Origin of the sequence: Halobaculum limi (assembly GCF_029490015.1) — an archaeon.
In the GTDB taxonomy this organism is placed as follows: Archaea; Halobacteriota; Halobacteria; order Halobacteriales; family Haloferacaceae; genus Halobaculum; species Halobaculum limi.
Map to the genome: position 1 here is coordinate 1,206,438 of NZ_CP120468.1, position 17,626 is coordinate 1,224,063.

The following is a 17,626-nucleotide window of genomic DNA, read 5'->3' on the forward strand; positions in this document are numbered from 1 at the left end:
ACCGCGGCGGCGCGTCAGTCGTCTCCGTCTCGTTCGTCGTCCACGCTCGCGTCCATCCCCGAGTGTGACTGGGGCCGCCACTCGCCGGGCCCACCGTCGGTCCGTTCGGGTGCGGTCGCCGCCGTCCCCCACGGGTCGACTTGGTCGAGTCCGGACGTCGCCTCGGCGTCGCCCGTCACCGCGCGCAGACAGAGGACGACGACTGCGCCGGGAGCGCCCTCGATGTGCGGCGCGTCGGCCGACACCGGCGCGTCGACGAACGTGAGTTCGCCGTCGACGCCGTCGAGGATCCACCGCACGAGCCACAGGCCGATGCCGCTAGCGTGCTGTAACTGCGTCTCGTGGCCGGACTCGACGGCCGAACGGTCCTCGTCGGGGATGCCCGGTCCGTCGTCTGCGACGCGTATCTCGACCGTCTCGGAGTCGCACTCGACCGTCACCGAGACGGTCGGCGCGTCGCCGTCGTGGTGGCGGATCGCGTTCTCGACGACGTTCCACACGGCGGTCACGAGGAGTTCGTCGGCGTACGCCGTCACCGCCGCCGCGTCGACGGTCACGGACGCCTCGGGATAGCGGTCGCGGGCGCGACGGGCCACCTCCTCGACGACCGCGGCGACGTCGACCGGTCGTCCACCGTGGTCGGCGTTCTGGAGCGTTCGGTCGACGCCGCGAACCCGTTCGCCCAGCGAGGAGAGGCGTTCGGCCGAGCGATGGATGCGTTCGGCGTACTGCCCGGCACGGCTCTCGTCCATCGTGGCGATGGTGTCGGCGTAGCCGAGGACGACGTTCAACTCGTTGCGGAGGTCGTGCCGAAGCACGCGCGTCAACACGCGTAGCCGCTGTTCGTAGCGGTCGCGTCGCGTCTCGTCGCGCAAGGTCAGCAGGTAGCCGCCGATGTGCGGGTCGTGAAAGCGGTTGACGCCGACGCCCTCCAAGGTCCGCCAACCACCGTCGCCGTGTTCGACGCGAAACGTCATCCGGACGCTCTCTCCGGGGGCGTCGAGGATCTGTGCGAACGGCTGGGCGACCTCGCGCCGGTCGTCCGGGTGGACGAGGTCGGTGAACACCTCGCCGGTCACCGCCTCGGGCGGGCGACCGAGGACGGGTTCGACGGCCGGGCTGACGTACTCCAACACGCCGTCGGGGTCGGCGACGGCGATGATGTCGTCGGCGTGTTCGACGTAGGAGCGATAGCGTCGTTCGACGCGCGTCTGCTCGGTCACGTCGCGGAACACGAGCAGACGGACCCCGTCTCGACCGAGCGGTTCGCACGTCGCCTCGAAGTACTTCGGCGTCGCGTCGCTGGCAGCGAACGTCGACACGCCGCCGTCCGCTAACGTGACCGCCGTGTCGTCGCCGTCGAGGAGGTCGCCCATCCCGTCGTCGTCCGGGAGAACGTCGTCGGCCGCGAGACCGACGCCGTCGCCGTCGATGCCGAACGCCTCGCGGGCGGCGGGATTCGTCTCCAGCACGCGGTCGGCAGCGTCGACGACGACGATGGCGTCGTCGAGGTTCGCGAACACCGTCTCGTGTGCGACGGGGGCGACGTTGAACAGGTCGAACCGATACATCGCGAACAGCAACGCGATGCTCGCGAGACCGAACACCAGCGGCGTTATGTCGAACGGCGGTGCCCACGTGGGTTCGAGGACGTACACCAGCGAGGAGACGAGGACGCCCGACGCGCCCACTGCCAGCGTCGTCGCTTGATAGCGATACGGGCCAGACGACCGCAGGGCCGCCTCGACGAGCAACCCGACGAACGCCATTCCGATACAGAAGCCGTACGTGAGATGCACCACGAAGCCGACGCCCGGAACTGCGACGAGAATGGGGAGGTCGACCGCCGTCCGTTCGACGATGCCGGCGAAGAACACGCCACCCGGATTCAACACGATGACGGCGGCCGCAACCGCGGGTTCGAGGCTGAGGAGGAGCGTCCGGCGCGCGGTCACCCAGTCGCCGCGACCACTGTAGTAGAGGCCGAACAGGAGCGAGGTGGTGACGATGGGCGTGGCCGCGATCCACTTCGCCTTGACGAGTGTGGTCGCCAGCGGCGTCTGTCCGGCGAGCAGTTGGAGACCCAACAGCCCCGCCCACAGCGCCGCGCCGTAGGTGAGTGCGACGAACGCCGTTCCGGCGTGGTCGCGCCGCTCGCGAGTCCGCAGGTACGCGAGCGTCCCCGTCGCCGCCGACAACAGCGCCGACCCGAAGACGGCGGCGACGAGGATGTCTGAGGCGTGCACCATCTCCGTAAGTATTGACCGTGGGTACAGTCCAAGTCATAAAACTACGCGCGTGATTCTCACGGCTGATTTCGGATAGTCGCAGACGGAAGCGCGATACGGGCAGGAGAAAACGGAACGCGGATCGGTTGGCGGTCGACGCCGACTTAGAGGCCGAGTTGCCGTCCGATGACGAGATGTTGGATCTCGCTGGTCCCCTCACCGATCTCCATCAGTTTCGCGTCACGGTAGAACCGCTGGGGCGGGAAGTCGGTGGTGTAGCCGTAGCCGCCGTGCACCTGCACGGCGTCCTCGGCGACCTTCCGGGCGGCCTCGCTGGCGTCGAGTTTCGCGAGCGCCGACGCCTTCGTCACGTCTTCGCCGTTGTCGTACATCGTCGCCGCCTTGTGGGTGAGCAGACGGGCACGCTCGGTCTTGCGGTACATGTCGACCACCTTGTCGCGGACGGCGTCGAACTTCGAGATGGGCTTGCCGAACTGCTCGCGTTCGCCCGAGTACTCTTTGGCCGCCTCGTACGCGCCCTGCGCGAGGCCCGTCGAGAGGGCGGCGATAGAGATGCGCCCGCCGTCGAGCGTCTTCATCGTCTGTTTCCAGCCTTCGCCTTCGTTGCCGAGGAGGCGGTCCTCGGGGACCCGCACCTCGTCGAGTCGGATCTCACAGGTGGGCGAGCAGTTGAGGCCCATCTTGTCCCACACCGTCTCGACGTGGAACCCGTCGTCGTTCTCGGGGTCGACGATGAACGTCGAGATGCCGTCGTAGCCCGCCTCGGGGTCGGTGACGGCCTTCACGAGGACGGAGTTGGCGACGTTCGCGTTCGTGATGAACTGCTTGGTGCCGTCGATGACGTACTCGTCGCCGTCTTTCTCGGCCATCGTGTCCATGTCGGAGGCGTCCGACCCCGAGCCGGGTTCGGTGAGCGCCCAGGCACCCAGGCCCTCGCCCTCTGCGAGCGGTCGGAGCCACTCCGCTTTCTGTTCGTGGGTGCCGAACAGTTCGAGAGGCTTCGCACCCAGCGAGGTGTGGGCCACGTACGAGAGGCCGATGCCGCCGGAGACGCGACCGAGTTCCTCGGCGATGACCGAGTACATCAGCGTGTCGCCCCCGAGACCGCCGTACTCCTCGCTGATCGGGACGCCCATCACGTCGAGTGCGCCGAGTTCGTCGAATATCTCCTGCGGGAAACGGTGTTCGTCCTCGATGTCCTGCGCGATGGGGGCGATCTCCTCCTCGCAGAACTCGCGGACTTGGTCGCGGATCATCCGGTGTTCCGCGGGCAGATCGAAGTTCACGATCGTTGCACGGTGGCCCCGAGAAATACCTGTTTCGATGGATTGTGGTTGGTGCAATATCCGCGAGGACTCCGGGGTTCGCCTCGCCGACGCCGTTTTGGCCGCACGCGCTGTCGATCCACCGACGAGGAACCCCCTTGACGCACCCACTCGCACGCTACTGGCGAACCGTCCGTGCGCCACTCTCTGCAGTGGTCGGTAGCGTCGCCGTCGTCGCACTCGCGGTCGCACTCGTCGGCGTGCCCGCGTGGTACATCCCGGCGATAGCGGGGATGGTGGCCGTGTTGGCAGCGTTCGCGGTGGTCGGACTGCTGCTCGGCGCAGTCTTGTACGGTCGGTCGTTCTGACCCCGCGAAACGATTTATCCCCGTGGGCAAGATACCGGAGAGGTATGGACGTCCAGCGCCTCCTCCGCGGGACGGTCGAGTGGGACCGACTGGAGGCGGTCGCCCGGCACCTCGCCGCCCGCTATGGCGACGGCGAGGCGCACGTCGAGTTCATCGACGCCGACAACTGGCTGTCCACGCCGTTTCTCCTGCACACCGGCGGCGAGGAGTTCTTCGTGAAAGTCGTCAGCCGGCAGAACTCCCTCGTCCACGCGCTGTTCACCGCCGGGCGCAACATCGGGGCGTTCTCGTCGGGTACAGAGGGATTCTTCGGGCACTTCGGGACACCCGCGGAGATGGTCCGCCACGAGTTGGAGGCGACTGAGCGGATGCGCGCCATCGGCGTCAACGCGCCCGAACCCGTGGAGGCGCTGGAGGTGGACGGTCTGGGCGTCCTCGTCGTCGAGTACCTCCCCGCGTTCCGTCCGCTGGACGAACTCGACGTGGCGCTGGAGCGGGAACTCGCGCCGGACCTGTTTCGCGCCCTGCGTCGCCTCCACGATGAGGGCCTCGCCCACGGCGACCTCCGCGCCGAAAACGTCCTCATCCTCGACGGCGACCTCTACTTCATCGACGCGACGAGCGTGCGCGAACCCGGTGTGCTCGACGCCCGCGAGTACGACCTCGCCTGTGGGCTGGCGGCGTTGGAACCGCTCATCGGAGCCGCGGACGCGGTCGCGGCGGCGCTGACGGTGTACGACGCCGAAGACGTCCTCGGTGCCCGCGAGTATCTCGACTTCGTCGCCATCCGCCCGGACCACGACTTCGACGCGCCGGGGCTGAAAGGCGAGATAGAGAAGCGCGTGGCCGAGCGAAGCGAGGCCACGGAACGAGCGAACGGTGAGCGACGCGAGCCGTGAGAAGTGCGCGGCCAGACGCTCGCCGCCGCGGACTTACGCCTCCTCTATCTCGATGACGATCGCCTCGTCGTCCGCGTCGCTGCCAGCCTCTTCCTCGCCCGCCGTCGCGTCGGCGACGAACTCCTCGATGTGGGCGACGTTCCAGGCGTTCGCCTTGATCACGACGTCGAACAGGGGACCGACGACGGGGATGGAGCCGAGGGCGACGTCGGCGGCGACGTTCCCGAGCATCCGCACGATGGTCGTGAGCGGGACGCCGAGATTCGCCGCCTCCGCGACGATGTACAGCGAGACGCCGGCAGCGACGGCGTCGCCCGCGCCCGGGAGTACCCCGAGGACTGGGTCGAGGCCGACGCGGATATCGGTCCCTGGGACGCGCACGGCTTCGTCCATCACGCGTGCGACCGTCTGCAGGCGGCGCAGCGCCGGTTCCGCTGCCGAGTCGGGTAGGTCCATCGTCAGCGAGTCGAGGTCGGTCACGGACGGCCTGAAGCCACGAGGCCGTATGTGCGTTGTGGCCAGATCGACCGGATCGGCGGACGGAGGCGCTCTCGACGCCGTATGGCGGTTTCTCGCGACTGTGGACGGCGACGGCTCGGCAGTCGTCGAGTGGTGTCCCGAAAGGTGTGGTCCGCTCCCGATTCGGGTCGGCGGCGGCCGACCCGGTGCCGTTGCGCGGTAAAATCGGCGGGTGTGGACGCCGACCGCGCGTCGTGTGAGGTGTGGGTGTCGTGCGTGCGGTATCCGGGACCGGGGGGCCGCGGCGGGAGTGGGAGCGGGAGTTGCCTCGGCCCTCCCGGGCGGATGGGCGAAATCGCCGTCGCCCGGGCGGCCCCGGTTCGCTCGGGACGCGTGTCCCGTGACCCGCGAAGCCGAACCGGATCGGCCGTATGGCCGAGTGCCCGGACACGCTGGGGGAGTGTATCCGAGCAGATTCGGTCCCGCGGTATCAGTACGAGCGAGGGTTCGTTACTTCAACGCTCCGTCCGAATTATCGAATTCGATTACGGACCTGGCGGTGGGATTTAGCCAGTGGCGCGGGACGTACGACCGTGTTCGACACCGTCTTCACTGACCTGCCGCGCCGCGACTGGGTCACCGACCGCGCCGACGGAGCCACCGGCGAGACACTCCGAATCGCGACCGTCGGCTGTGGCAACTACGCGCGCAACGTCTCCATCCCGGCGATGGTCGACGGCGAGTACGCCGAGCCAACGGTCGTCGTCAGCGGCGACCCGGAGAAGCGAGCGTCACTGACCGAGGAGTTCGGCGTCACCGCCATCGACTACGACGCGTACGAGGCGGGCGCGGCGACCGACGAGTACGATGCCGTCTACGTCGCGACGCCGAACCGCCTCCACCTCCCGCACGCCGAGACGGCCGCACGCCACGGGAAACACGTCGTCTGTGAGAAGCCGCTGGAGGCCACCGTCGACCGCGCCGAGCGACTCGTCACCGCCTGTGCGGACGCCGACGTTCGCCTGATGACGGCGTATCGGATGCAGACCGACCCCGTGATGCGACGCCTGCGCGAGTTCGTCGACGCTGGCGGCATCGGAACGGTGCAACGAGCGTCGGGCGACTTCACCTTCCCCGTCCTCGGCGGCGACGCCGGTCCCGACCAGTGGCGACTCGACGGGCACCTCGCCGGCGGCGGTGCGCTGTTCGACGTGGGCGTGTACCCGCTCAACACCGCGCGGTTCCTCACGAGCGACGACCCGGTCGCCGTCTCAGCGTCGACACGGTCGCCCGACTCCGCGTTCGACGAGGTGGACCAACACGTCGATATGCGCGTCGCGTTCGACGGCTGGATGGGGAACTTCTCGGCGTCCTTTTCGGGGCACGCGAACACCGAACTCGAACTGCTCGGCAGCGACGGGCGCGTGACCGTCCGCTCGGCGTTCCAACCCGGTGCAGACCGCGAGGTGACTGTCGAGACGCCCGACGGCACGCTCACTGTCGAGGGCAGGGGAGCCGACGAGACGGTTGAGGAGTTCGACTACTTCGCGTATGCGGTGACGACCGGAGCGACAATCGAACCGGACGGCGCGGACGGACTGGTCGACATGCGGACGCTCGCGGCCGTTCAGGAGTCGGCGGCGACGGGTGAACGCGTCAGTCTCGACGAGTAGTGCCGACGCTCGGAGGTGAACAGTCGAGCGCGAAGGTGAAGGTGGAGTGGGAGGCGGTGGTGCGCGCATCCGGCGCGATGGACCCCTGATCGCGGTGCGGACACGCGCGGTCGCGTCGGGCGCGGCGGCGCGAATGTTGACTGCCAGCTTACGACGAGAAAAGCGTCGGTTCGCCGGCGATGAGTGCTACCGCCGTGACCGTGATAAAGCCACCGGCCTCTGCAGTGGCGAGTTTTCGGGGCCGACGGAACGATTATGACGAGGTAGGCGAACACACCAGTATGGCCCGCCTCAGGGCCGAGGCACTGCTCGGTGGTGCCGAGGACCTGCTGTCACAGCCGCGTTGCGTCGTCGACCACCGTCGGCTCGGGGAGCCGGGAGAGGCATTCGGTGGCGACGACGGACTCATCGGTCGGCTCCTTCGAGTGGAGGAAGTTCCACTCGCACACGTCGACGTCGACCCGGACGTGCGCGAACGACTGTGCCATCTGCTCGACGGCAAGCGCACCGTCTTCGTCCATTACTTCGAGTAACTACTCTGGAACCTCGGGCGCCGTCGCTCGCGGTCAGTCTCGTCGCGTCTCGTAGTCCCGTCTGTCGCGAAGTGCTGGGAACTCCTCGCGAACCGACGCGACTCGGTCGGGGTCGATGTCCGTGACGACGAGCGTCGGTTCGTCGCCGGCGGAGGCGACGGTCGTCCCCCACGGGTCGTAGACGGTCGACCGGCCCAGGAGGTCGGCCTCCTCGAAGGACCCGGAGCCGTTGATGGTCGCGACGTACGCGAGGTTCTCGATGGCCCGCGCCTGCGGGAGCGTTCGCCAGTGTTCGACGCGCGGGTACGGCCACGCACTCGGGACGAGGACGAGGTCCGCGCCGTCGGCGGCGAGGCGACGGAACTGCTCGGGGAAGCGGAGGTCGTAACACGTCGTCACGGCCACGCGGAAGCCGAGGAGGTCGACGACGGGGAGTTCCTCGCCAGGAGTGAGCAGTCGCGTCTCCGCGGACTCGTAGCCGAACAGGTGGTGTTTGCGGTACACCGAGCGTCGGTCGCCGTCGGCGTCGAACAGGACGGCCGTGTTGGCGAGTCCGGTGTCGTCGGGGACTGCCTCGCCGTCGGCGGCGCTCGCTTCCAAGTCCTCGACGATAGAGCCGGCGAGGACGGCGATGTCGTGGTCGCGGGCAGCCTCGCGAATTCGGGTGAGCGTCGGGCCCGAGAGCGGTTCTGCGCCCCGTCCGTACGCCTCGAACGCGAAGTAGCCGACGTCCCACAGTTCCGGGAGGGAGACGAGGTCGGCCCCGCGGTCGGCGGCGCGTTCGATGGCCGCGAGCGCACGGTCGAGGTTGCCGTCGCGGTCGGCGGCGCGCACTTCCAACTGCGCGAGTGCGAGGCGGACGGTCATATGAGGCCGAGGTCGCGTTGGAGTGCCAGTTCGAGGTTGTCGAGTTCGTCGCCGAACTTTCGCTGGAAGAACGACTCGACGCCGGGGAGGCGACCGTCGACGACGAACTCGTTGACGAGACGGGCGCGCCCGTCGTCGGTCTCGGAGACGGTGTGTTCGCCGGTGACGCGGAACGCCTTCGACTTGCCGACGAACTTGACGTACTCCGGTGGGTCAGTCTGCACCTCCTCGGTCTCGACGGTGATGCTGGATCGGATCACCGGAATCGGCAGTCGGACCTGCCACGTCGCGGTTCCGTCGCCGTTCACTTCGTACTCGTCGACGACGCTGATCGCCCCGGCGCGCTTGGCCGGATCGGCGATGAACGCCCACACGTCCGCTGGGTCGGCGTCGAAGACGAACTCCCGGCGTACTCGCACGGTCATCGGTACGCCCTACGTTCGGGGGGCGAAAAAACGGGGTGGTTCACCGGTCGCGGCGGCGAGTACCGTCGAATCGAGTCACTGTCGGTCGGTCGAACACACTCAGGGGAGTTCGACGCGCCACGTCGTCGACCGTGCGCGACCCCACTTCTCGATGTCGACTTCGTCGGCCTTCTCGGCGAGCGTCGGCAGGCGAGCGCCGACCTGCTTAGCGGAGAGGCCGATGGCCTCCGCGATGTTCTTCGCCCGGAAGTACTCTTCTCCCCGGGAGACGCTGTCGCGCAGGTATGCGAGGATTCGTTTCTCCTCGTCGGTGTACTCCGTCATTTGTGCTATCTTATACTACCGTGTGCGCGTTCTTAACGCTTCCCTCAACGGCGACGTCGAGATTCGATGCTGAACGACGGACGACTGCGTCAGCCGTCGAACACCTGCACCGCGACGACTGCCAGCATCGCCGCGACCATCGCCAGCGCGAATCCCCACGCCATCACGATTTGGGACGCGCCTGCGAACATAAAGCCCGCACCGACGACCGCCAACGCGCCGAATATGAGGGCGACGCCGACCGCCATGTCGCTTTCGAGGGTCTCCGTTGCCATAGTCGAGGCTCCGACGGCGAGTACCTAACGCTTGCGAAAGCCGCACACGGGGCGGCCCCCTGTGGACCCGATACGCTCCGGTATCGATCTGGTGGCTGTCACGTTCGGCCAGAGCGGTTTTCAAGAGCCATCGAAGATGCTGGAGTGATGCGTAACTCGGAGTCGAGCCACGACGAACCCGACGGACGCGACCGGGGATTGTCGACCGTTCGAGTCGTCCTCGTGGCGGTCGTCGTCCTCGTCGCGTCGGTCGGTGGGGCGTTCGCCCTCGGCGTCGTCGGGACACCGTCTGTCGTCGGCGTAGACAACCGGTTCGGTCAGGTGACGAACGAGACGACGGTCGTGCAAAGCGACCTCGTCGTGAACAACCCCAACCCCATCGGGGTGCAGTTGTCGGGTGTCTCCGCCGACTACGCGGTGGCGATGAACGGCATCACGATGGCCGAGGGGAGCAAGGAGGGAGTCGACGTGGACACCGGCAACACCTCTATCCCGTTCAACACGGATCTGAACAACAGCAAGATTCCCGCGTGGTGGGTGAGTCACGTCCAGAATGGTGAGGCGACAGACCTGCAGGTGGACGCGACTGTTCGCTCGTCGCTGATCGGACAAGAGTACTCGACGCAGGTGACGCGCGACGTCGACACTTCGATCATCGAGGCGTTCCGCACGAGCGAGGAGAAACCGCTGAACGCGAGTTCGCCGCTCGTCTCTGACCCCGTGTTGATCCTCGAACGCACCGAGGCGGACTGGGGGACGGTGAACAACGAGACGACGCAGGTGGAGATGACGCTGTACCTCCACAACCCCAAGTCGTACCCCATCGTCGTCTCCGAGATCGGGTATGACATTTACATGAACAACATCACGATGGGCAACGGGAGCGCCGGACGGACGACGGCTATCCCGCCGGGCGAGACGGTTCCCATCGAGGCGACGACCGCCATCCGGACTCAGCGTCTCGACGAGTGGTGGGTGTCACACCTCCAGCAGGATCAGGTGACGAACCTGCGGATGCCGTTCTACCTCGTCATCGACCTCTCGAACGCGGGAGGCGGCGAACAGCGGATCCAACTCGACGGCTACGAACGGACCATCGAGACGGACATCTTCGGCACGAAGGGTGAGACGGCGAACGGGGGGAACGACTCGTCGGGCGGCGACGACTCGGCGAACGACGACGGCAGCACCGAGACCGCGAGTGACGAGAGCGGATCCGGCACCAGCACAGAATCCGGCACAACTACCACCTCGGACGGCGGCGGCGATGAGTCGACCGCGACGCCGACCGCAACTCCGACAGCGACGCCGACTGAGACGCCCGGAAGCGGAACGACGACGGAGGACGACGGCATCCTCGCTTTCGAGGGTGGGGCGTTCTGACACCGAGGCAGCTACACACTTCGCCCGCGCCGACAGGGTTTTTACCTCCGCCGAATACGAGCGAGTATGTTCCGGAGTGTTTCCGCTCCTGATCGAGTTCTCGGACGGTAACGCAACCGCCTCCGCTGACGGCGATGCCATCGTCGTCGAGGTGGACGACGCCACGTACGAACTGACTCGAGAGGCAGCAGCCGAATTACACGAATCGCTGGGCGCGGCCCTGACCGAGCGACGGGAGTTCTTCCGTACCGCCGGGGAGTTCCGCGCTGACGGTACCTACGTCGTCTCTCGGAAGTCGGCCGAGTCCGCGGGCAACGCCAAGGTGTTCGACTCCTTCGACGCCCTGCGTCGCCTGTACGACCGCTTGCCCGACCAGTTCGACGCCGAGGACGTCGGGAGAACCGGGATCACCGGGTCGCGTCGGCACATGGTGATCCGCCACTTCGCCGAACACCCGGCGTTCGACTGTTCGATCCATCGACGAAACCCGTTGAGTGCGCGGAAGATGGAGGGCTCAGAAGAGTAGTTGGGCGCCTCGCCCGTCGTTCGAGGCATCCGCGGGGTCGGTCTCCGCTGCGGTCGGCTTCCTCACTCGATAGTGACAAACTCGTTCTCCTCGTTGAGTGCGAGGTTCGCGGCGACTTCGGCGACCCGCATCGCGTACTGCGCCGTCTCTTGGAGGCTGACGAGCACTTCACGCACCTGCAGCAACTGCGCGTTCGACATCTCGGGGAGGTCTGAGAGGATGTCCTGTTCGCGGTCTTTCAACTCGCGGAAGAGGTACTTCACTTCGATGGTGAGCGCGTAATCGCGCTTGACCGCCGACTCGACGGCCATCGCGGTGATCTCGTCGACCTGGTCGGTGAAGTCGCGGATGCGACGCATCGTCGCGTCGTCGACGTCGAGCGTGTTGCCCTCGGCCTCCATCGCGATCTCGGCAATATCCTCGGCGTTGTCCGCGATGAGTTCGAGGTTCTTCGCGATCGAGCGGTAGCCGATGAGCGGGAACCCCGAGTCGAGGCCGACCGCTCGCGCGAGGTTGGGATTCTGGTAGGCGGTGAAGATGAGGCGAAGCAGGAGGACGAAGATCTTGTTCGCCTGTCGCTCGCGGTTGAGCGCCCGTTGTGCGAGGTCTGCGTTGCCGTGGGCCAGCGCCTTCACGGCCTCGCCGCGCATCGTCGACCCGGTGTTCTCCAGTCGCTCGAGGAGGTTGTCGAGCGAGAAGTCTTCGGGGTCGACCGAACAGCGGATGGCGATGTTCTCGGGGGTCTCCTCGATGACACCGAGTCCCATCAACTGCGTCTCGGCCTTGTAGACGGCGTTGATGTGGTCGGAACCGAGCGCACCGTCCTCCGTCGTGATGTTGATGACGCGCCGCCCGAGGACGTACTGCGCGAGGATAGCACGTTCGAGAGCGTCGGCGTCGAGGTTGTCGGCGTGCAGCGTCGCCTCCGCGTCCTCGGTGCTGGCCGACTCCGGCAGAACGGTCAACGTCCCCTTGCCGCCCATCCGAAGCGACACCTCGTCGCCCTTCTTGACGTTCTGTTCTTTCGCCCACTCCGCCGGCAGCGTCATCGCCAGCGTCGAGGGCCCGAGCCGCTGGACTTTCCGCGTTTCCATACGCGACCGCAGGCACTATACAGCCTTAACCCTATTCCTATGTTCATAATACGCTTGGCGGGATATGCTAGGTGTAGATACGGAACACGATCATACGCTACCGTGCCGAAGTGTCCGCGCTACCGGCCAAAATCGGCCTAAGCGTTTATGCAACTGCCCGGCGCTACATCCGTATGTCAACACCGGCACGCACGGCGACCCCGCCCCTCGACCGAGCACTCGACGACGCCAACGCCAGCGACACGGAGACTCAAGCGGCGCTTCGCCGCGTCGGCTCTGCGTTCGACCGCCTCGTAGACTCCTCGGGTGACCTGTCGCGACGCTCCGCCCGAGCGAGCGACCGCGTGAACGCCGCACTCGACCGCCTCGCCGAGAGCGAACGGCGTCGCCGCGACACGCGCTGACTGCCGTTCTCACGGTGAGCCCTCGGCTCACACGATCTTCATCATCCGTCGCTCGAATCGACCGACGCGCACTTTCACCCACCCGCGGAGCGCCTCGTCCAGTTCCGGGTCGTCTGTGTCGACGCGCAACACGCGCAGGTCGTCGAGTTTGTCGCGCGAGGCGACGATTTCGAGGTCACACTCGCGGATCACGTCCGGCGAGAGTTGGGGATTTCCGCGGCCGAAGACGAACCCCTGCCCGCCGATGGGCGTGACGACGATGACGTTGTCCTCGCCCAATGCGTCGAGTATCTCTCGCTCGGCGGCGTCGAGGGCGACCACCTCGCCGTCGCGGTACACGTCGACGCCGATGGGAGACCCCTCGAACCCGAGCGTCTCTTTCACCTCGCCGACGGTCGACCCCGGGCCGAGTACCCACGTCGTCTCCGGGCGTGCGCGAACGTCGTCGGCGACGCCCTCCGCCAGCGACTCCACGCTCCCGCCGCCCATCTGTTTGCCCGACTGGAGTTGCTCGGCGACGGGGACGTGCGCGACCGCCCGCAACTCCGGGTGGACTTCGCCCTCGCGGTAGTCGTCCTCGTCGATGTCCATCACCTCCCGACGCTCTGTTCGCTCGAACGTCGCGGCGACGTAGGCGGCGTCCTCCGGCGACACGCCGAACACCGACGAGTACACCTTCACGCCCGCGGGCACGCCGAGCATCGGGACCGAACTTCCCTCCAACGCCTCCGCCACGTCGGCGGCCGTCCCGTCACCCCCGACGAACAACACGAGGTCGGCGTCGGCCTCGCGGAAGGCGACCGCCGCTCGTCGCGTGTCCGCGGCGGCCGTCTCCTCGTCGTCGGGGCTTCCGAGTACTTCGGGGTCGAAGCCGGCCGCACGGACGAGGCTCGCCCCCATCGGATCTCCCCACGCGAGAATCGTCGCGTCGGGCGCACGCTCGGCGAGGGCGTTGAGGGCGCGACGAGCGCGGTCTGGGGCACGCGGCTGTGCGCCGCGGGCGCGCGCCTCGTCGACTTTCCCGTCGGTCCCCTTCAGGCCGACGCGACCGCCCATCCCCGCGATGGGGTTACAGAGGAACCCGATTCGCATACCGAAATCGCGGTTCGGCGACGCCAAAAGCCCGCCGACTCGGGGAACTGTCTGGTGGGTGTGAATCTATCGAAGAAGGGTCACGCCGCAACTGTGAACCGCTGCCAGTCCGGCTTACACCAGGCCCGCGCCGACCGCGTACGGCCACGGGGCCGACGCGAACGAGAGGAACGCAAGCGCCGCACCGGCCATCACGACGTTCTTCAGGAACTGCGTCATCTCGTCTTGCTGTTGCTCTTCGGGGACGGCCCAGAAGTTGTGGATGGTGACTGCCGACAGCAGCAGGAAGACGGCGACCGCGCCGGCCCCGAGGACGACGAACGCCCCCGACGCGACGGAGAGGCCACCGAAGATGAGCAGGCCCCCGGAGAACAGCGTCGCCAGCCGCGGCGCCGGAATCCCCTTCGCCTCGGAGTAGCCGGCCAATCCGTCGGTCATCATGAAGTGGTTCAGTCCCATAAACGCCAGCACGAAGCCGAACAGGAGCCGCGCGAGGAGGAACACCTCGGCGGATCCGGCGCTGGCGAACACGTCCGATGCGCTCTGAAGCAGGATGGTCTCTGACATCGATCGCACGAAGCCAAGCCACAAAGTTATACTTTCCCTGACAAGTATGTAACCGGGTTACGCCGAAGTCAGCGGGGGACATTAGTAACTAAATCGCCCGAATTTGGGCGTCTTGACGAACAGAACTCTCACATTGGGGACGAGAATCCAACAATTACACTTTTTCTGTCATATATGGCGGCTGGTCATTTGTCAAGCTTGACTCCCGCCAAGTGCGCTGGTCACGACGGTGAATCTGGGCCGTGCGACCGCCGGTAGCGACGGAGGTTTTGCCGTCCGGCCCCTCGATCACGGTATGTACACGGGGCGGACCGAACAGCCGTGCTGTCTGTGTGATTCTCCCGAGACGGTCGCCCGTATCGACATCCCACCACGGGCGGTGCAGTTGATGAAGAACGCCGACCCCATCGCCTGGCGCGACATCGTCGGCGAGGTGTCGATCCACTTCTGCGAGTCCGACTGGGAGACCGTGTCCGACCTCGTCGTCGACCTCGGGATGAACCCGCTGTCGCGGTGCAACGTCGCACGCGCCTCCTTCGACTTGCGCGAGGATTTCGAGGCCCTCCTGAACCAGACGAAGAGTGAACCGGACCAGACGGAACTCGAAGAGCGGATGCTGGTGGCGGCCGACGAGACGCTGTCGAACGTCGACGACCCGATGACCGAGCGTCGCGACGTCGTCGAGGCGCGGGTCATCGTCGATTCGCTGGCGGAGTTCGGCGTCGCCTCGCCGTAGGCCATCGGCCCAAGAAGTCCTCCGTCCGTATCGACGGAACTGACGCGTCAGAACGCCGCATATCAGCCGAGGAAGAAGTCGGTGGAAGGCTTTTATACGTACCTGTTGTAGCGGTGGCGAGACCAGATGTCACTCCGCGCAGTCATCGAATCAGTCGAGGGGCGCGAAAAGCGCCTGACGGTGTTCGATCCGCCGTCGGACGCCGTCGTCGCGGAGTTGCGCGAGTACTTCGCGTCGCAGGCGGTCCGTATCGAAGTAGGCAGCACCGACAGCGGCCTCTCCGGGTACGTCGTGCTCTCGGACGAACACGACGACGAAGTACTTGCGGCGGTCGACCTCAAACACCTCGAGGGCGACCTCACCGCCGCACCAGGTGAACAGGGCGCGTTCGCGCCTATCCTCGAACATCTCGACGGGACGACGTTCACCTCCTACAGTCTCCAACAGATGATGGCGGCGACCCGAGAGATGGAAGACCGCGCGTGGCGTGCCGGAACCGGCGAACTCCACACCGGCTTTCAGCGCGTGGGGGCCATCCGCGCCCAGAAGGGAGTCTACGAGGATCTGGCGACGAAAGACCTCGACATCCACACCTACTGCGGCCCCAGCGACGAGATGCCCGATATCGAAGGGGTCGCGATCCACCAAGAGGACACCCGCGAAATTCGTGAGTCGTGGTTCGTCGTCTTCGACGGCGGCGGCAACCCGAACGACGCGTGTGCGCTGTTGGCCGAGGAACGGGGTGACCCCGACGAGCGCCTGTTCTACGGCTTCTGGACGTACGACCCGACTATCGTCCGCTCGGTTCTCGACCACCTCCACGAACAGTACGCCGTCACGGTATAACGACAATTTAGTAACGGGTTCCCGTCGGTTTCGGACACGTTATATGCCCGGCTGACTGAACGGTTAGACAACACTGATGTCACACCGATTCAGCGCGGCGGTCCTCGCGACGATTCTGTGTCTGTCGGCCATCGGAGCCGGCTTCGCGGGCGTCGCCGCGGCCGACGAACCGGTTCGCTTCGAGACGGACGTGTCCGAACCAGTGGTCACGCCGGGGACGACACAGCAGTTGACGATCGAGTTGACCAACGACGCCGAGGAGTACGACGACACCGTCGAACCCGCGATAGACGTGGTCGCGACCGTGCAGGACGCTTCGGGCATCGAGGTTCTGTCGGGGTCACGAGAACTCGGTCGGATGAGCGACGGGACGACGCGATCGATCACCGTTCAGGTCGACGTTCCCGCTGACATCGCAGGCGGCACTCACCGCGTTCCGATCCGCGTCGAGTACCGCGACCGCGACGACAGAGACGAGGTGGTCGCGACGACCGTCTACGCGACCGTTCGCGTGCAAGAACGCGCGCGCTTCCAGGTCGAGTCGGTCGACTCGGCCGCCCCAGTCGGTGGCTCTGGTCCCGTCGAGGTGACGGTACGTAACGTCGGGAGCAAGGCCGCGACGAACGCCGTGTTGGCGTTCCAGTCGGGTAACTCCGACCTGACGTTCGGGCGCTCCGCGAGCGCACGCCGCTTCCTCGGTACGCTCGGACCGAACGAGACGCGAACGGTCACCGTCGACGCGTCGCTCACCGAGACGGCCGAGACCCGTGAGTACGCCGTCGACGCCACCGTCGAGTACGAGACGCCCGACGGCGCGAGCGCCGCGTCTAGGGCGCTCTCGTTCGGCGTCACGCCGATTCCCGAGCAGACGTTCGCCGTCGACGGTCTCGAGAGCACCCTCCGCGTCGGCGAGGAGGGCCAACTCGTCGGCACCGTCACCAACACCGGCGAACAGCCAGTGACGAACGCCGTCGTCCTGTTCGAGACGTCGAACCCGAACGTCTCGCCGCTGGAGACGGAGGTTGCCGTCGGGTCGCTCGCACCGGGTGAGTCCGCGCAGTTCGTCTTCGACGTCGAGGTGTCGGACGCGGCCGAACCAGGCCCACGTCAGTTCACCCTTCAGGTGCGCTACCGCGACCCCGAAGGCACACAGCAGACGGGTGACCCCATCGACGCGCCCGCTTCTGTTGCGGAACCGCGTGACGAGTTCGCCGTCAGCGCCGTCAACGGGACGCTCACTGTCGGCGAGACGGGGCGCCTCGAACTGCAGGTGACGAACAACCGCAACGAGACGGTCAGCGACGTCTCGGCGAAGTTGTTCCTCGACGGGCCGCTCTCCTCGGACGACGACGAGGGGTTCATCACCGAACTCGAACCCGGCGAGACGGTGACAGTCCTGTTCGACGTGAGTATGGCCGGGAGCGCAACCACCGGGAAGAAGTACCCGCTGAAGGTCGACTTCCAGTACGAGACGGCCGACGGTGACACGCTCATCTCCGACACGTATCAGGTCCCGGTGACGGCACAGGTGTCCAGCGGGACGGGCATCCCGTTCCAACTGTTCGCCGGGATAACGGGCGTACTCGCCGTCCTCGCTGGCGGGGCGTTCATCGTCCGCAGACGGTGACTCCTCTGGTGACT

The 17,626-nt window shown here is 66.6% G+C and carries 20 protein-coding genes; 10 read left to right on the forward strand and 10 right to left on the reverse strand.

Translation table 11 applies throughout. From position 1 onward, the window contains the following. Positions 1-14 precede the first annotated feature (14 nt). Positions 15-2,249 (reverse strand): sensor histidine kinase, encoded by a 2,235-nt coding sequence (locus P0D77_RS06140; RefSeq protein ID WP_277555373.1) that lies wholly within the window; start codon positions 2,247-2,249, stop codon positions 15-17. A gap of 143 nt (positions 2,250-2,392) precedes the next feature. Next, a complete protein-coding gene (locus P0D77_RS06145; protein ID WP_277555374.1) occupies positions 2,393-3,535 on the reverse strand; it encodes an acyl-CoA dehydrogenase family protein in 1,143 nt (380 codons plus the stop codon). A 137-nt stretch (positions 3,536-3,672) separates the two neighbouring features. On the opposite strand from P0D77_RS06145, the gene P0D77_RS06150 reads away from it, so the two are divergent. Continuing rightward, a complete protein-coding gene (locus P0D77_RS06150; protein ID WP_277555376.1) occupies positions 3,673-3,882 on the forward strand; it encodes a hypothetical protein in 210 nt (69 codons plus the stop codon). Positions 3,883-3,926: 44 nt separating this feature from the next. Continuing rightward, the gene (locus P0D77_RS06155; RefSeq protein WP_277555377.1) at positions 3,927-4,781 is read left to right on the forward strand and encodes an RIO1 family regulatory kinase/ATPase domain-containing protein; all 855 of its coding nucleotides are present in this window, start codon (positions 3,927-3,929) and stop codon (positions 4,779-4,781) included. A gap of 33 nt (positions 4,782-4,814) precedes the next feature. Here the strand turns inward: P0D77_RS06155 and P0D77_RS06160 are convergent, their stop codons facing one another. Continuing rightward, positions 4,815-5,261 (reverse strand): DUF4112 domain-containing protein, encoded by a 447-nt coding sequence (locus P0D77_RS06160; protein WP_277555378.1) that lies wholly within the window; start codon positions 5,259-5,261, stop codon positions 4,815-4,817. A gap of 572 nt (positions 5,262-5,833) precedes the next feature. Between P0D77_RS06160 and gfo6 the strand changes: the two genes are divergently transcribed. Then, positions 5,834-6,913, forward strand: a complete 1,080-nt coding sequence (gene gfo6, locus P0D77_RS06165) for a D-xylose 1-dehydrogenase Gfo6 (protein WP_277555379.1) — start codon at positions 5,834-5,836, stop codon at positions 6,911-6,913. A gap of 281 nt (positions 6,914-7,194) precedes the next feature. Then, positions 7,195-7,446, forward strand: a complete 252-nt coding sequence (locus P0D77_RS06170; protein ID WP_277555380.1) for a hypothetical protein — start codon at positions 7,195-7,197, stop codon at positions 7,444-7,446. Between the two features lie 33 nt (positions 7,447-7,479). Here P0D77_RS06170 and P0D77_RS06175 read toward each other — a convergent pair whose 3' ends face one another. From P0D77_RS06175 to P0D77_RS06190, 4 genes are all read right to left on the reverse strand, one after another. Then, on the reverse strand, positions 7,480-8,313 hold the full coding sequence (locus P0D77_RS06175; RefSeq protein WP_277555381.1) for a carbon-nitrogen family hydrolase: 834 nt from the start codon (positions 8,311-8,313) through the stop codon (positions 7,480-7,482). Beyond that, positions 8,310-8,738, reverse strand: coding sequence for an SRPBCC family protein (locus P0D77_RS06180; protein ID WP_277555382.1), 429 nt, complete (start codon positions 8,736-8,738; stop codon positions 8,310-8,312). The genes P0D77_RS06175 and P0D77_RS06180 overlap by 4 nt, the downstream gene beginning before the upstream one ends. Positions 8,739-8,837: 99 nt before the next feature. Then, entirely contained in the window at positions 8,838-9,062 is a 225-nt protein-coding gene (locus P0D77_RS06185; protein WP_277555383.1) for a DUF7123 family protein, read from the reverse strand. A gap of 89 nt (positions 9,063-9,151) precedes the next feature. Continuing rightward, positions 9,152-9,337 (reverse strand): DUF7525 family protein, encoded by a 186-nt coding sequence (locus P0D77_RS06190; protein WP_277555385.1) that lies wholly within the window; start codon positions 9,335-9,337, stop codon positions 9,152-9,154. Between the two features lie 147 nt (positions 9,338-9,484). Between P0D77_RS06190 and P0D77_RS06195 the strand changes: the two genes are divergently transcribed. Continuing rightward, complete coding sequence (locus P0D77_RS06195; protein WP_277555386.1) at positions 9,485-10,720, forward strand: LEA/WHy family protein; 1,236 nt, start codon at positions 9,485-9,487, stop codon at positions 10,718-10,720. A gap of 172 nt (positions 10,721-10,892) precedes the next feature. After that, the gene (locus P0D77_RS06200) at positions 10,893-11,246 is read left to right on the forward strand and encodes a DUF7528 family protein (RefSeq protein ID WP_277555748.1); all 354 of its coding nucleotides are present in this window, start codon (positions 10,893-10,895) and stop codon (positions 11,244-11,246) included. A gap of 62 nt (positions 11,247-11,308) precedes the next feature. Here P0D77_RS06200 and P0D77_RS06205 read toward each other — a convergent pair whose 3' ends face one another. Then, on the reverse strand, positions 11,309-12,340 hold the full coding sequence (locus P0D77_RS06205; protein WP_277555388.1) for a phosphate signaling complex PhoU family protein: 1,032 nt from the start codon (positions 12,338-12,340) through the stop codon (positions 11,309-11,311). A gap of 173 nt (positions 12,341-12,513) precedes the next feature. Here P0D77_RS06205 and P0D77_RS06210 point away from each other — a divergent pair, with 173 nt between their 5' ends. Beyond that, positions 12,514-12,744 (forward strand): hypothetical protein, encoded by a 231-nt coding sequence (locus P0D77_RS06210; protein ID WP_277555389.1) that lies wholly within the window; start codon positions 12,514-12,516, stop codon positions 12,742-12,744. A 27-nt stretch (positions 12,745-12,771) separates the two neighbouring features. Here P0D77_RS06210 and P0D77_RS06215 read toward each other — a convergent pair whose 3' ends face one another. Together P0D77_RS06215 and P0D77_RS06220 are read right to left on the reverse strand one after the other, a co-directional pair. Beyond that, positions 12,772-13,836, reverse strand: a complete 1,065-nt coding sequence (locus P0D77_RS06215) for an ATP-NAD kinase family protein (RefSeq protein ID WP_277555390.1) — start codon at positions 13,834-13,836, stop codon at positions 12,772-12,774. Positions 13,837-13,950: 114 nt separating this feature from the next. Further along, a complete protein-coding gene (locus tag P0D77_RS06220) occupies positions 13,951-14,403 on the reverse strand; it encodes a DoxX family protein (RefSeq protein ID WP_277555391.1) in 453 nt (150 codons plus the stop codon). Positions 14,404-14,698: 295 nt separating this feature from the next. Between P0D77_RS06220 and P0D77_RS06225 the strand changes: the two genes are divergently transcribed. The 3 genes from P0D77_RS06225 to P0D77_RS06235 all read left to right on the forward strand — a co-directional run bounded on the left by P0D77_RS06225 (position 14,699) and on the right by P0D77_RS06235 (position 17,612). Then, positions 14,699-15,139, forward strand: coding sequence for a DUF7960 family protein (locus tag P0D77_RS06225; protein WP_277555392.1), 441 nt, complete (start codon positions 14,699-14,701; stop codon positions 15,137-15,139). A 126-nt stretch (positions 15,140-15,265) separates the two neighbouring features. Beyond that, the gene (locus P0D77_RS06230; RefSeq protein WP_277555393.1) at positions 15,266-15,985 is read left to right on the forward strand and encodes a DICT sensory domain-containing protein; all 720 of its coding nucleotides are present in this window, start codon (positions 15,266-15,268) and stop codon (positions 15,983-15,985) included. A gap of 76 nt (positions 15,986-16,061) precedes the next feature. Beyond that, positions 16,062-17,612, forward strand: a complete 1,551-nt coding sequence (locus tag P0D77_RS06235; protein ID WP_277555394.1) for a COG1361 S-layer family protein — start codon at positions 16,062-16,064, stop codon at positions 17,610-17,612. Positions 17,613-17,626: the final 14 nt, after the last annotated feature.